The sequence below is a fragment of the Streptomyces sp. NPDC033270 genome, assembly GCF_055576575.1.
In genome coordinates this window covers 377,696-391,919 of record NZ_JBVIRA010000002.1, presented here as the reverse complement: position 1 = coordinate 391,919, position 14,224 = coordinate 377,696, and the positions used below count along the sequence as shown (strand labels likewise).

Below are 14,224 nucleotides of genomic sequence, written 5' to 3'. Positions count from 1 at the left end.
AGCGCCTACTTGCCGGCCAGCGCCGGCTTCTTGCCCGTGTACAGCCAGCTGTCGAACAGATCGTCCAGCTGCTGCCCCGAGATCCGCTCGGCCAGCGTGATGAACTGCGAGATCTCCGCGTTGCCGTAGCGGTGCTGACGCGTCCAAGTGGGCAGCAGCTCGAAGAACGCCTTGTCGCCGATGCGCTCGCGCAGCATCTGCAGCGTCATCGCGCCGCGCTGGTAGACGGCGTTGTCGAACATCGTGTCCCGCTGCGGATCGCCGACCTTGATCTTCCAGAAGGGGTCGTCGGCGGGCCGGGAGCCATAGGCCTTCAGGAAGGAGTCATGGGCGCTGGTGCGGCCCTTGTGCTCCTCCCACAGCCACTGCGCGTACGTGGCGAAGCCCTCGTTCAGCCAGATGTCGGGCCAGTTCTTCACCGACACCGAGTCGCCGAACCACTGGTGGGCCAGCTCGTGGACGATGGTCGACTCGCTGCGGACCGCCGAGTAGACGGGCTTGGACTGCACCTCCAGGGAGAAGGCGGCGTCGGGCATGTCGTCGACGATGGCGCCGGTCTCCTCGAAGGGGTACGGGCCGAAGACCTTCGACCAGTAGTCGGTCGCCTCGGCCGTGACGCCGTAGACATCGACCTTGCCGGTGGGCAGGGTCGGGTCGGTGGCGACGTAGACGGGGATGCCGCCGGGGGTGGTGCCGGTGCGCACGTCGAACTTCCCGATGGTGGCGGTGGCCAGGTACGTCGCCATGGGCTTGGTCTCGCGCCAGTGGAAGTACGAGCGGTCCCCCTTGTCCCGCGAGGAGACCAGACGGCCGTTGGAGATGCCGGTCAGCCCCTTGGGGGCGTCGATACGGATGTCGTAGGTGGCCTTGTCGCCGGGGTGGTCGCTGGAGGGGAACCACGTCGAGGCGGCGTTCGGCTCGCAGGCGACGAAGACCCCGTCCTTGGTCTTCATCCAGCCGTAGTCGGAGCCGAACAGGATGGGGCCGTTGAGCGGCTTGGGTATGCCGCCGTAGGTCACCGTCACGGTGAACCGTTCGCCCTTGCGCAGGCGGGTGGCGGGGGTGACGGTGATCTCGTCCCCGGATCTGGTGAAGGCGGCCTTGCGCCCGTTCACCTTGATCTCGTCGACGGTGAGCTTCTGCAGGTCGAGATCGAAGGAGCGAAGGCTCTCGGTGGCCTTGGCCTTGAGGGTGGTGCGGCCGTCCAGGAGGCCGCTCTCGGGGTCGTAGCTGACGCCGAGGTCGTAGTGCAGGGCGTCGTAGCCGCCGTTGCCCAGCTTGGGGAAGTACGGGTCGCCGACGCCGGGCGCACCGGCCGAGGCACCCGGCGCGGCGGCCGACACCCCGGGCGCGGCGGCGAGGGTGGCGGCCGAGGCGACCGCGATGGCGAGGGCGAGCAGGCGGGGAGTGCGACGCACGGAACGGGAGAGTGCCATGAGCCGTCCTTTCGAACACGCGAATGAGGGAACGATCGCGCCAACTCTGCACTCTCCCGGCCGGTTTCGCCCGGGATTTTCCCAAGCCGTCAGGTGTTACTGATCACTTGACGCGCTACCGGCCGCGGCGGGCTCCGCCGCGTTCTCCGGGTGGTGGCACGCGACCTGGTGCCCCGTCCGCAGCGCGACCAGCGGCGGCTCGGTGGTGGTGCACACCTCGGTCGCCTTCCAGCAGCGGGTACGGAACCGGCAGCCGGAGGGCGGGTTGATCGGCGAGGGCACATCGCCCTTGAGCAGGATCCGGTCGCGCTGGGTGCGCCGCTTGGGGTCGGGCACCGGCACGGCGGACAGCAGCGCCTTGGTGTACGGGTGCATCGGCGTCTCGTAGAGCGCCTTGCGGTCGGCCAGCTCCACGATCTTGCCGAGGTACATCACCGCGATCCGGTCCGAGACGTGCCGGATGACCGAGAGGTCGTGGGCGATGATGACGTAGGTCAGGCCCAGTTCCTCCTGGAGGTCGTCCATGAGGTTGACGACCTGCGCCTGGATCGACACGTCCAGCGCGGAGACCGGCTCGTCGGCGACGACCAGCTTGGGCTTGAGCGCGAGCGCGCGGGCGATGCCGATGCGCTGGCGCTGACCGCCGGAGAACTCGTGCGGATAGCGGTTGTAGTGCTCCGGGCTCAGGCCCACCAGCTCCAGCAGCCGCTGCACCTCCTTCTTCACGCCGCCCTCGGGCTCGACGCCCTGGAGGCGGAAGGGGGTGGAGACGATCCCGCCGATGGTGTGGCGGGGGTTCAGCGATCCGTACGGGTCCTGGAAGATCATCTGCACGTCGCGGCGCATCGGGCGCAGCCTGCCCGATGACAGATGGGTGATGTCCGTGCCCTGGAACTCGATCGAGCCGCCGGTCGGCTCGTCGAGCCGGGTGATCAGCCGGCCCATCGTCGACTTGCCGCAGCCGGACTCGCCGACGACGCCGAGCGTCTCGCCCGGCCGTACGTCGAAGTCGATGCCGTCGACCGCCTGCACCGCCCCGACCTGTCGCTTGAGCAGGCCCTTGGTGATCGGGAAGTGCCGCACCAGACCGCGGACCCGCAGCAGCGGCTCGGGGTCGGCGGAGCGCTGCTCGGCCGCGGCCGAGGCCTTCGGGCCCTTCTGGAGCGGGATCTTGTTGTTCTGGTCGTCAGTCGTCTCGGTCACAGCTTCGGCGCAATCTCTTCGGTCCAGATACGCTCCCGCTCCTCCGGCGCCATGTGGCAGGCGGAGAAGTGCCCGCCGCCGGCCTCGCGCAGTTCGGGGCGGACCGTACGGGTGAGGTTGTCCTTGGGCACATCCGCGTACGGGCAGCGGGGGTGGAAGGCACAGCCGGACGGGACGTTGATCAGGCTGGGCGGGGAGCCCTTGACCGGGATCAGCCGCTCGGTCTGGTCGCGGTCGATGCGCGGCATGGAGCCGAGCAGGCCCCAGGTGTAGGGGTGCTGCGGCGCGTAGAAGACCTTCTCGGCCGGGCCGCGCTCGATGCACCGGCCGCCGTACATCACCAGCAGATCGTCGGCGAGCTCGGCGACCACCCCGAGGTCGTGGGTGATGATGATGACCGCCGAGCCGAACTCCTTCTGCAGATCGCGGATCAGGTCCAGGATCTGCGCCTGGACGGTGACGTCCAGGGCGGTGGTCGGCTCGTCCGCGATCAGCAGCTCGGGGTTGTTGACCAGCGCCATCGCGATCATGGCGCGCTGGCGCATACCGCCGGAGAACTGGTGCGGATGATCGTCCACGCGCTTGTCGGGCTGCGGGATGCCGACCCGGTCGAGCATCTCGATCGCCCGCTTGCGCGCGGTCTTCTTGTCGACGTCGTTGTGGACCCGGTAGGCCTCCATGATCTGCTTGCCGACCGAGTAGAAGGGGTGCAGCGCGGACAGCGGATCCTGGAAGATCATCGCCATCTCGCGGCCGCGCAGCCGGCGCACCTCGTCGGGGTCGGCGGAGACCAGCTCCTTGCCGTCCAGCCAGATCTCGCCGGACATCCGCACCCGGCTGCGCTGCTGGCGCGAGGCCCGGTGCAGGCCCATCACGGCGAGCGAGGTCACCGACTTGCCGGAGCCGGACTCGCCGACGATGCCGAGCGTCCTGCCCTTCTCCAGGCTGAAGGTCAGCCCGTCGACGGACTTCACCAGGCCGTCGTCGGTGGGGAAGTGGACCTTGAGGTCCCGCACCTGGAGGAAGGCCGCCGGCCGCTCTCCCGGCTCGGTGGCGGCCGCGGCCGGCTCGGCCGCGGCGCTCTGGGACTTCTCTACGGTCTTGTCCTCGGAGGAGTCGGTCACGAGAGCCTCACCCGCGGGTCGACGGCGGCGTACAGAACGTCCACCACCAGATTGCATATGACGATGAAGAACGCGGCGAGCAGGGTGACGCCGAGGATGTTCGGCAGGTCGTTGGCGTTGATCGCCTCGACCGCGAAGGCGCCGACGCCCTTGAGCGAGAAGACCTGTTCGGTGATGAGCGCACCACCGAGCAGCAGGCCCAGGTCCATGCCGAAGACCGTGATGATCGGGGTGAGCGCGGCCCGCAGACCGTGCCGCACCACCACCTTGCGCTCGCGCAGGCCCTTGGCGCGGGCCGTACGGATGTAGTCCTCGCTCAGCGTCTCCAGCATGCCGGCCCGGGTGAGCCGGGCGTAGAGCGCGGAGTAGAGGAAGGCCAGGGTGACCCAGGGCAGGACCAGGGTCCGGGCCCACAGGAACGGGTCCTCCAGCAGCGGTACGTAGTCGCTGCGTTCGAAGATCGGCCACTGGTAGGTGAACAGGGCCAGCGCCAGCGCGCCGGTGAAGAACATCGGGAGGGAGACGCCGGCCAGCGCGACGCCCATCGCCATCCGGTCGAAGATCGAGCCGGGGCGCAGCGCGGAGAGCACGCCGGTGGCGACACCGGAGACGACCCACAGCACGGCCGCGCCGGCGGCCAGCGAGAGGGTCACCGGGAGCCGGGACTGGATCTCCGGCCACACCTCGATGTGGGTCTTGAAGGAGTAGCCGAAGCACGGCACATGGCACTTGGCCGCTTCCGGACCGAACTTGTAGTCGACGCCGACGAAGATGCCCTTGAGGAAGTCCCAGTACTGCTCGTACACGGGCTTGTCCAGGCCGAGGTTCTTCTTGACCGCGGCGATGTCCGCGGGCGTGGGGGCCTTTCCGATGTACTGCTGGGCAAGCTGGTCGGTGCTCTGCCCGGCCAGCTTCGGCAGCAGGAAGAAGATGCCGAAAGTGACCGCGCTGACGATCAGCAGCAGGATCACTGCGCTGATCAACCTGCGGATGATGTACGAGAACACGGGGATGCGGCGTCGGCGTCGCGGGCCGGCCCAAACCGGCCCGCGGACACCAATGCCTTCACCTGCCTTCCAGGGCTGCTACTTCTTGACGCCGATGTTGAGGTAGTCGTACTGACCGCTGAAGGCCGAGGTGGACACCAGGTTGGTGGCCTTGGGCGAGCGGTACATCAGGACCTTGAAGTAGGTGAGCGGGACCAGCGCCGCCTGCTCCATCGTCTTCTTGTCGATCTCGGCGTACGCCTTCTCGCGAGCCGCCTTGTCGGTGTTGGCGATGGCGGTTTCGAGCAGCTTGTTGATCTCCGGGTCGTCCAGCTCGGACAGGTTGGTGTTACCGGACTTGCTGATCGCCTTGCCGTTGAGGATCTGCTGCAGGTAGCCGTAGCCGGTCGGGAAGTCCGAGCCCCACTGCATCATGATCAGGCCGACGTTGTTCTTCTTGTTGAACTCCGGCACACCGGCGTAGTCCGAGAAGTACTTGCTGGTCGGGTACGACTGAATCTTGGCCGTGACGCCGATCTTCTTCAGCGACTCGATGACCGAGGTGGCCGCGTCGACCTCGTCCTGGCGGTCGTTGCGGGCCAGGATCGTGGTGGTGGTCTTGCCGGCGCCGCACTTGTCCCAGTGCTTCTTGGCCTCGGTCAGGTCCAGCTTGTCGCCGTTGTACTTCTGCGGGTACAGGTCGTACTTCTGGTAGCCGTCGATGTCGGTCGGCAGGACCGTGGAGGCCAGCTCACCGCGGATCGGGCCGCCGAGCGAGGTCTGCACGGCCTTCTTGTCGATCGCGTACTCGACGGCCTTGCGGCACTCCAGGTTGTCGAACGGCTTCGCCTTGGTGTTGATCGCCGTGTAGATCAGGCGCTGACCGAGCGCGTTGTCGGTGTTGGCCTTCTCTTTGGAGTCCGTCAGGAGCTGGGCCTGCGTCTGGCCGTCCACACCGCGGCCGGCCAGGTCGACCAGGGTGTTGCCGGACTGGAGGTCCTTGTCGATGGTCGACTGGGCGACCTTCAGCTTCAGGACGATCTTGTCGGGCAGCTGCTTGCGCAGCGGGTCGTTCTTCGCGGACCACTGCGGGTTGCGCACGAGGGTGAGCTGCTTGCCCTCCTCGTAGCTCTCGAACTTGTACGAGCCGGTGGACAGCACGGACTTGGTGTAGTCCGCGCCCTTGTCCTTGGCCTTCGGGACCGGAGCGGTCTGCGGGGCGCTGACCAGGTAGTCGAACTCCGCGAACGGCTTCTTGAGGTGGAAGACGATCGTGTGGTCGTCCGGGGTCTCGATGGACTTGAGCCCTTCCTTGCTCTTGTCCTTGTAGGGCCCCTTGTAGCCGCCCTCGTTGTCCTTGAGGAACTGCTGGAAGTAGTTCGGGCCCAGCGAGAGGGTGTCGCGCGCGAAGTTGGAGCGCTCGACCGCGTACTTGACGTCCTGCGCGGTGACCGCGGAGCCGTCCTCGTACTTCACGCCCTTGCGGATCTTGTACGTCCAGGTCCGGCCGCCGTCGCTGGGCTTGCCCATCTCCTCGGCGAGGTCCGGGGCCAGCTCGTTGCCCTTCGTGCCGGGGCCCGGCTTGAAGGTGGTCAGCGGGCGCGCGTAGAGCCGGCTGAAGTTGTAGATGAAGGCGTAGTACGTGTTGCCCGGGTCGAACGACTCGGGGGCGTCGCTCATCGCGTAGTTGACCGTGCCGCCCTTCGCGTCCGAGGCGTTGACGACGCCCTTGGTGGCGGCGTTCGCCTCGGCCGAGCCGTCCGAGGAGCCCTTGCCCCCGCTGCAGCCGGCCAGCAAAAGGCCCGCACTGGTGATGGCCGCTATCGCCGCGACCGGAACTGACCTTCGCATGATGGTCCGTGTCCCCTTCGTTCGTCGAGAAACTTCACACGTCAAAACTTCACTGGCGGTGGAGATTTGTGGGCGCCGGCGCCCGGCGGGCCGTCAGCGGCTGCGCGGGTCCAGCGCGTCCCTCAGGCCGTCACCGAGCAGGTTGAACGCGAGCACGGTGACGAAGATCGCGAGGCCGGGGACGAGCATGTACTGGGGGTCGACCTCGTAGTACTTGACGGCCTGGTTGAGCATGCCGCCCCAGGACGCCTGGGGCGGCTGGATGCCGACGCCCAGGAAGCTCAGGGCCGCCTCGAAGAGGATGTTGGAGGGGATCAGCAGCGTCGAGTAGACGATGACCGGACCCACCAGGTTGGGCAGCAGCTCCCGGAAGAGGATGAACGGCCCGCGCGCACCCATGCCGCGGGCGGCGTCCACGAATTCCCGCTCGCGCAGCGACAGCGTCTGCGCGCGCACGATGCGGCCCATGTACGGCCAGTTGAAGAAGCCGATCACGAAGATCAGCACCGAGATGTGCAGCGGCAGGCCCTCCAGGCCGAAGGCGCCGCCCTGCAGCGAGGCGGAGATCGCGATGGCGAACAGCAGCAGCGGGAAGGCCAGGAAGACGTCCATCATCCGGCTGATGAAGGCGTCCACCCGTCCGCGGTAGAAGCCGGCGACCACACCCAGCACGGTGCCGATGGCGACCGACAGCAGCGTCGCGCCGAACGCCACGATCAGCGACACCCAGGAGCCCTCCAGGATCCGGGCGAGCAGATCGCGGCCGAACTTCGGGTCCACGCCGAGCGGGTGGTCCCCGCTCATCCCGCCGAAGTCCCCCTTGGGGAGCGTGGTGTTGGGGTCGATCAGCGACTGGTTGGGGGTGTTGGGGTCCAGGCCGAGCAGGGCCTGGAGGGGGCGGGAGAGCGCGGCGAGGACGACGAGCAGGATGACAACGATGGCGCCCGCCACCGCGACCTTGTCCCGCCGGAAGCGCAGCCATGCGATCTGGCCGAGCGAGCGCCCTTCGATGCGCTTGCCCTCCACGCCTTTCAGCACCGCTTCCGGCTGCGCTTCGGCAGCCGCCCCGGTGGTCTCGATCGGTGCGGTCACGGTGCCCTTGACCCCTCTCGGCCGACGGTGGCCGGCCCCTGCCCGCCGCAAAAGCGGCCTGATTCCATCACTGGTGCAATTCGGTGCAAGTGCTGCGGGCATCACGGAACTTCACTCAGCGGAAGTCGGAGATTCACGCGACGCCGTACGGGATGACGCTCGATGACGCTCGCACAAAGGGCCGAAGCCCTCGGTGTTTCCGGAGTCTTCATCCCCTTCGCGATCAGTCACCAGCCCTGACCGGGAAAGGATGCGTAACTGTGATGTGCTCCGCGGCTTTCCGTTATACGGACGCACGTTCGGGCTGAGCGGAGCGAATGTCCACGGGAGAGGACCTCAACCGTGGGGAATACGGGGCGAATTCACCCCGGAACCGACACCTCGACGACACTCTCCGTCACCAGAGGGCATCGCCGAGGGACCCCGGCCGGGCGGCCGGCGGGCGGATCAGTAAGGGCGCGGGTAGCCGTAGCCGTACGAGGGCGCGGGGGCCGGCTGACCCTGCGGCTGGACGTAGCCGTCACGGTCGAAGAAGGGCCGCGCACAGGCCCGCATCCACATCGCGACCGGGTCGTAGTCGTCGTTCATCGCGACCGTGGAGACCGGCAATCCGTCCGGAACCGCACCGATCGACTGCTGGATCATCAACCGGGCCGAATCCACCGCTTGTTGGCCGGTGTCGTACAGATCCAGCCCGACCGCCAGATACGGGGCGCCGAGCGCGGGCTGCACCCAGGCCCGGCGCAACGACCGCACGGCGGGGGTGCGGTGGGCGTTCTGGGCCAGCAGGGCGTAGAACTGCGGGATGTCGATGACCGGCTCGGAGATCCGCAGCGGGCCGGCCGGCAGCCGGTCGAGGCCGCCGGCGATACGGCGCAGATCCAGCCACGGGATGCCGACACCGCCACCGGGGGCGTGCGGGTTCAGCCACAGGCCCCAGCGGTCCGGGAAGAGCGCGCCGGCGATCTCCAGGCCGCTGACGACCTCGTGGTCGCGGTTCCAGCCGGAGGCGGCGAGTTCGGGCGCGGAGGTCACGCACGGCGCGTAGCCGAGGCCGTCGACCTCCATGTTTCCGTACTGCGCGTCGGGAGAGCCGGCCCGGCCGTGCCAGAGCAGCATCCAGACCTGGCCCGCGGCGAGCGCCTGCAGCAGCGCCTCATAGGCGTCGTAACGGCCGGGCGAGACCTGCTGGAGCAGCTGCTCCAGCGCTCCGGCCGCCGCCGGCCCCTGATGCGCACCCGCGCTCACGTGGTCCGTCCCTTCATCTCGGCAGGGCACGTGTGGGTGCGCCCGCGCGTCATCCAACCAGCTTACGAGTGGTCGCGAGAGTAGAAGGGCCGCACGCGCTCCAGCATCCAGTCGGCGACCGGGTCGCCGTGGGCGAGATCGAGCATCACCAACTGCACCGGCCAGGGCACCGGGACCGCGCCGAGCGCACGTCCCAGGGCCGCGAGGACCGCCTCGCGGGCGGTGCCGTCGTGCAGCGCGGCAGGGTCCACCGCGAGTTGAACACCGACGAACAGTGTGGGCGTGTCGCCCTCGACACTAGCCAGGGCACGCCGGGCAGTCAGGACAATTCCGGCACCGGAGAACTCCAGCCCGGCGCCGGCCAGGAAGTCCACCGGCTCCTCCTGCCAGTCCGGCTCGAAGAGCCGCACCCGCCCGCCGCTGGGCAGCCCCTCGGCCCCGTGGCGGCCCTGCCGGCACAGCTCGGCCACCGCGGGCGGCGGCAGCGGAACACCGACCATGCCGTCCGGGTTGACCGCGATCCCGATCCTCGGCGGCAGCCCGCGGGCGAACTCCCCGGCCGGGGCGACGGTGAAGGACATGTGCGAGCCGACCACCCGCAGGAACTCCTGCTCGGAGCTGTAGACCGGGACATGGGGCACCCCGCCGATCTCGACGGTGGGCAGGTCCAGTCCGCGGGCGCCCGGGCCGGCGCTCTCCGGGCCACCGCCGTTGGGCAGCGGCACCCACACCCGGCTGCGGCGCAGGACCTCGACGATCCGGCCGCCGGCGCCCGGATGCCCGACCGACGCGGCAAGCACCTCTTCGAGCTCGTTCGCCGGCCACGCCAGCTGCGGTATCCCCTGCTCCGGAAGACTCATCTGTACCCACCCGTTCGGACCATGCCCATCGCCCAACGACCCTAGACGAGAAAACCCGCAGGCGGTTCATACGGGGGCGGGGTAGGGCACGCCCGGAAGCCGCGGTCCGCTCAGCGGAAGGCGAGCGTCTTCAGTGCGCTCGCCGCCCGGCGGTCCAGCAGGACCACCGAGCTGAACCCCTTCGGCGGCCCGGCCGTCTCCGCCGCGGCGACCAGCCGGCCCACCGCCCTGCGGTGCCGCGCGAAGGCGTACCCCGACACCCCGCGCCCGCGCGCCTCCTGGCCGGACCGCGCCACCTCCGGCGGCACGTCGAGCAGCACCAGATGCAGCCCGCGCCCGCCGCGTGCCGCCGACCGGGCGACCCAACGGCGCACCCAGGCCAGCGTTCCGCAGTCGTGCACCACCACGCTGTCCCCCGACGCCAGCGCACGGCCCAGCGCGAGATAGTGCGCGGCCCGCACCAGCGGGCGGTACAGCCCGTACGGCAGCCGGCGCAGCCTGCCGCGCCCCCAGCGCTCGCGGACGTCCTGCGAATCGATGCGGTGCACCACGGGGCCGGGGCCGTCCGACGACGGCACCACCCGGTGCATCAGGGTGCTCTTGCCGCTGCCCGGCAGCCCGGAGACCACCACCAGGTCACCGGCGGCGAACCGCAGCTCGGCGGTGCCGCGGGCACGCTTCCGGCCGCGCAGGTCCCGCACCCCCGTACCGCGCCCCGGCCGGACGGCGGACCGCGCCGCGCGCCGGGCCGGGGGCGCGGCGGCAGGTGCCGCCACCGGCGCGCCCGGGGGCACGACCCCTGAAGTGGCCGCGAATGCCGCTTCCCTCTGCACCGTGATCGCCCTCCCCGTCCAGTTCCGGTCCGAGTCCGTCCCTTACCCGCAGAGTGTCAAGAAAAGGTAATGCCCATCAAGGCGATTGTCCGATCTGTCGGCGTGGCGGGCCCGCTCCTGGACGGGGCGGCGACCGGGGCTCCTCGATCCGGCGTTCCCGTGTAATGATGTGGCCGCCACGTGCACGTCTGAAGCTCATCCGTGCACCGCCAACTCCATACCGGCCGCTTGAATCCGCGCGGGAGAGTCCCCGGCCGCCACGGCGGGGCGCCGAAGGAGCAAGTCCTCCCTTGAATCTCTCAGGCCCCTATACCGCGCGGGCGAGGCAGATCTGAAAAGCGAGCCACTGCCCGGTTGCATGGGGCGGCTCCACCCAAGGTGCAAACCGGGTCCGTTCGCGGGATCCCGGTGAACCTCTCAGGTTCCGATGACAGATGGGGAGAACGTCTTGTCACCCATGCCTGGGAGCCCAGAACCATGACAGATGCCCCCCGTCGCACCGCGCTGGACGCCACCCACCGCGCGCTCGGCGCGACCATGACCGACTTCGCCGGCTGGGACATGCCGCTGCGCTACGGCAGCGAGCGCGACGAACACGTCGCCGTCCGCACCCGCGCCGGTCTCTTCGACCTCTCCCACATGGGTGAGATCACCGTCACCGGCCCGCAGGCCGCCGACCTCCTGGACTACGCGCTGGTCGGCAACATCGGCGGCGTCAAGACCGGCCGCGCCCGCTACACCATGATCTGCGAGGACGGCGGCGGCATCCTGGACGACCTGATCGTCTACCGGCTCGCCGACCAGGAGTACATGGTCGTCGCCAACGCCTCCAACGCCCAGGTGGTGCTGGATGCGCTGACCGCGCGGGCGGGCGGCTTCGACGCCGCGATCCGCGACGACCGGGACGCCTACGCACTGCTCGCGGTGCAGGGTCCGGAGTCACCGGGGATCCTCAAGGCGCTGACCGACGCCGATCTGGACGGCCTGAAGTACTACGCCGGTCTGCCCGGCACGGTCGCCGGCGTCGACGCGCTGATCGCCCGTACGGGATACACCGGTGAGGACGGCTTCGAGCTGTTCGTGCGGCCGGCGGACGCGGTGGCCCTGTGGGAGGCGCTGGCCGCGGCCGGCAAGGACGCCGGCCTGGTGCCCTGCGGTCTGTCCTGCCGCGACACGCTGCGCCTGGAGGCGGGCATGCCGCTGTACGGGCACGAGCTGACCACCGCCACCACGCCGTTCGACGCGGGCCTGGGCCGGGTCGTGAAGTTCGAGAAGACCACCAACAACGGCGACTTCGTGGGCCGCGCCGCGCTGGCGGCGGCCGCCGAGCGCGCCGAGACCGACCCGCCGCGCAAGCTGGTCGGCCTGATCGCCGAGGGCCGCCGGGTTCCGCGCGCCGGATACCCGGTCGTCGCGGCCGACGGCACGGTCATCGGCGAGGTCACCTCCGGGGCCCCCTCCCCCACCCTCGGCAAGCCGATCGCCATCGCCTACGTCGACGCGGCCTACGCCACACCGGGCACCGAGGGTGTCCGCGTGGACATCCGTGGAAGCCATGAGCCGTACGAGGTCACCGCGCTGCCCTTCTACAAGCGGCAGAAGTAGCGGTTCGCCCGCGGCATCCCCGGCAGTGGCGCGCGCCCGCGTGTCTCACTGTGCAAGACGCTCCCCCGGACTTCGCCCGGGGAGGCGCCCCCATGCACGATCACACCCTCGCGTACAGGAGAATCGAGCCATGAGCAACCCCCAGCAGCTGCGCTACAGCAAGGAGCACGAGTGGCTGACGGACGCCGTGGAGGGCGTCTCGACGGTCGGTATCACCGAGCACGCGGCCAACGCGCTCGGCGATGTGGTCTTCGTGGAGCTTCCCGCGGTCGGCTCGACGGTCACGGCGGGCGAGTCCTGCGGTGAGCTGGAGTCGACCAAGTCCGTCAGCGATCTGTACTCGCCCGTGGACGGCGAGATCGTCGAGATCAACGAGGATGTCGTCGGCGACCCCTCGCTGGTGAACTCCGCCCCGTTCGAGGGCGGTTGGCTGTTCAAGGTGAAGGTCGGCGGCGAGCCCGAGGACCTGCTCTCGGCCGACGAGTACACCGCCTTCGCCGCCGGCTGATCCCGGACCCCTCTCCCCAGGAAGACTCATGTCGCTTCTCAACAGCTCCCTGCACGAGCTCGACCCCGACGTCGCCGCCGCCGTCGACGCCGAGCTGCACCGCCAGCAGTCCACCCTCGAAATGATCGCCTCGGAGAACTTCGCCCCCGTCGCCGTCATGGAGGCCCAGGGCTCCGTCCTCACCAACAAGTACGCCGAGGGCTACCCCGGCCGCCGCTACTACGGCGGCTGCGAGCACGTCGACGTGGTCGAGCAGATCGCGATCGACCGCATCAAGGCCCTCTTCGGCGCCGAGGCCGCCAACGTCCAGCCGCACTCCGGCGCACAGGCCAACGCCGCCGCCATGTTCGCCCTCATCAAGCCGGGCGACACCATCCTGGGCCTCAACCTCGCCCACGGCGGCCACCTCACCCACGGCATGAAGATCAACTTCAGCGGCAAGCTGTACAACGTCGTGCCGTACCACGTCGACGAGAAGACCAACCTGGTCGACATGGAGGAGGTCGAGCGCCTCGCCAAGGAGCACCGCCCCAAGCTGATCGTGGCCGGCTGGTCCGCCTACCCCCGCCAGCTCGACTTCGCCGCCTTCCGCCGGATCGCCGACGAGGTCGGCGCGTACCTCATGGTCGACATGGCGCACTTCGCCGGTCTGGTGGCCGCGGGCCTGCACCCCAACCCGGTGCCGCACGCCCACGTCGTGACCACCACCACCCACAAGACCCTCGGCGGCCCCCGCGGCGGCGTCATCCTGTCCACCCAGGAGCTCGCCAAGAAGATCAACTCCGCGGTCTTCCCCGGTCAGCAGGGCGGTCCGCTGGAGCACGTCATCGCGGCGAAGGCGGTCTCCTTCAAGGTCGCCGCCTCCGAGGAGTTCAAGGAGCGCCAGCAGCGCACCCTCGAAGGCGCCAGGATCCTCGCCGAGCGCCTCGTCCAGGACGACGTCAAGCAGCACGGTGTCTCCGTCCTGTCCGGCGGCACCGACGTCCACCTCGTCCTGGTCGACCTGCGCGACTCCGAGCTCGACGGACAGCAGGCCGAGGACCGCCTCCACGAGGTCGGTATCACCGTCAACCGCAACGCGATCCCCAACGACCCCCGCCCGCCGATGGTCACCTCCGGCCTGCGCATCGGCACCCCGGCCCTGGCCACCCGCGGCTTCACGGCCGAGGACTTCCGCGAGGTCGCCGACATCATCGCCGAGGCACTCAAGCCCGCCTACGACGCCGAGGCCCTCAAGGCCCGGGTCACGGCGCTCGCGGACAAGTACCCGCTGTACCCGTCGCTGTGACGCGTCTCATGCGGTGATCCTCCGCGCCGCCGGTCACCGGCGGCGCGGAGGCCGAACGGGCCGTGGGGGGGGGGGGGGGGGGGGGGGGGGGGGGGTGTGTCTGTGCTTGTTTGTTTCTTCTTCTTTTCGGGCAAGGGGGAAAAGAGGGGGGGGTGGGGGGAGAGAGGGGTGAGAGAGGAGGGGGGAGACG

12 protein-coding genes and 2 riboswitches are annotated in these 14,224 nt (G+C 69.5%); of the genes, 3 read left to right on the top strand and 9 right to left on the bottom strand.

Annotated elements, in window-relative coordinates; translation table 11 throughout:
* Positions 1–5: 5 nt before the first annotated feature.
* The 9 genes from ACZ5XZ_RS05250 to ACZ5XZ_RS05210 all read right to left on the bottom strand — a co-directional run bounded on the left by ACZ5XZ_RS05250 (position 6) and on the right by ACZ5XZ_RS05210 (position 10,639).
* On the bottom strand, positions 6–1,436 hold the full coding sequence (locus tag ACZ5XZ_RS05250; RefSeq protein WP_468974748.1) for a M1 family metallopeptidase: 1,431 nt from the start codon (positions 1,434–1,436) through the stop codon (positions 6–8).
* A 96-nt stretch (positions 1,437–1,532) separates the two neighbouring features.
* On the bottom strand, positions 1,533–2,639 hold the full coding sequence (locus ACZ5XZ_RS05245; protein ID WP_468974747.1) for an ABC transporter ATP-binding protein: 1,107 nt from the start codon (positions 2,637–2,639) through the stop codon (positions 1,533–1,535).
* On the bottom strand, positions 2,636–3,763 hold the full coding sequence (locus tag ACZ5XZ_RS05240; protein WP_468974746.1) for an ABC transporter ATP-binding protein: 1,128 nt from the start codon (positions 3,761–3,763) through the stop codon (positions 2,636–2,638). Before ACZ5XZ_RS05240 ends, ACZ5XZ_RS05245 begins: the two co-directional genes overlap by 4 nt.
* Entirely contained in the window at positions 3,760–4,770 is a 1,011-nt protein-coding gene (locus tag ACZ5XZ_RS05235) for an ABC transporter permease (RefSeq protein WP_468974745.1), read from the bottom strand. The genes ACZ5XZ_RS05240 and ACZ5XZ_RS05235 overlap by 4 nt, the downstream gene beginning before the upstream one ends.
* Before the next feature lie 78 nt (positions 4,771–4,848).
* Positions 4,849–6,600, bottom strand: a complete 1,752-nt coding sequence (locus ACZ5XZ_RS05230; RefSeq protein WP_468974744.1) for an ABC transporter substrate-binding protein — start codon at positions 6,598–6,600, stop codon at positions 4,849–4,851.
* Between the two features lie 93 nt (positions 6,601–6,693).
* Complete coding sequence (locus tag ACZ5XZ_RS05225; protein WP_468974743.1) at positions 6,694–7,692, bottom strand: ABC transporter permease; 999 nt, start codon at positions 7,690–7,692, stop codon at positions 6,694–6,696.
* A gap of 447 nt (positions 7,693–8,139) precedes the next feature.
* Complete coding sequence (locus tag ACZ5XZ_RS05220) at positions 8,140–8,940, bottom strand: enhanced serine sensitivity protein SseB C-terminal domain-containing protein (RefSeq protein ID WP_384431887.1); 801 nt, start codon at positions 8,938–8,940, stop codon at positions 8,140–8,142.
* Positions 8,941–9,002: 62 nt separating this feature from the next.
* Positions 9,003–9,800 carry an enhanced serine sensitivity protein SseB gene (locus ACZ5XZ_RS05215; RefSeq protein ID WP_468974742.1) on the bottom strand — a complete coding sequence of 266 codons (798 nt, stop codon included), beginning with the start codon at positions 9,798–9,800 and terminating at the stop codon, positions 9,003–9,005.
* Positions 9,801–9,910: 110 nt separating this feature from the next.
* Entirely contained in the window at positions 9,911–10,639 is a 729-nt protein-coding gene (locus tag ACZ5XZ_RS05210) for an AAA family ATPase (RefSeq protein ID WP_468974906.1), read from the bottom strand.
* 223 nt (positions 10,640–10,862) lie between these two features.
* Positions 10,863–10,958: riboswitch (glycine riboswitch) on the top strand.
* Positions 10,959–11,077, top strand: a riboswitch (glycine riboswitch).
* Between the two features lie 33 nt (positions 11,078–11,110).
* On the opposite strand from ACZ5XZ_RS05210, the gene gcvT reads away from it, so the two are divergent.
* The 3 genes from gcvT to glyA all read left to right on the top strand — a co-directional run bounded on the left by gcvT (position 11,111) and on the right by glyA (position 14,034).
* Positions 11,111–12,238, top strand: coding sequence for a glycine cleavage system aminomethyltransferase GcvT (gcvT, locus tag ACZ5XZ_RS05205; protein WP_468974741.1), 1,128 nt, complete (start codon positions 11,111–11,113; stop codon positions 12,236–12,238).
* A gap of 130 nt (positions 12,239–12,368) precedes the next feature.
* Entirely contained in the window at positions 12,369–12,746 is a 378-nt protein-coding gene (gene gcvH, locus ACZ5XZ_RS05200) for a glycine cleavage system protein GcvH (protein ID WP_468974740.1), read from the top strand.
* Between the two features lie 28 nt (positions 12,747–12,774).
* Positions 12,775–14,034 carry a serine hydroxymethyltransferase gene (glyA, locus tag ACZ5XZ_RS05195; protein ID WP_468974739.1) on the top strand — a complete coding sequence of 420 codons (1,260 nt, stop codon included), beginning with the start codon at positions 12,775–12,777 and terminating at the stop codon, positions 14,032–14,034.
* Positions 14,035–14,224: the final 190 nt, after the last annotated feature.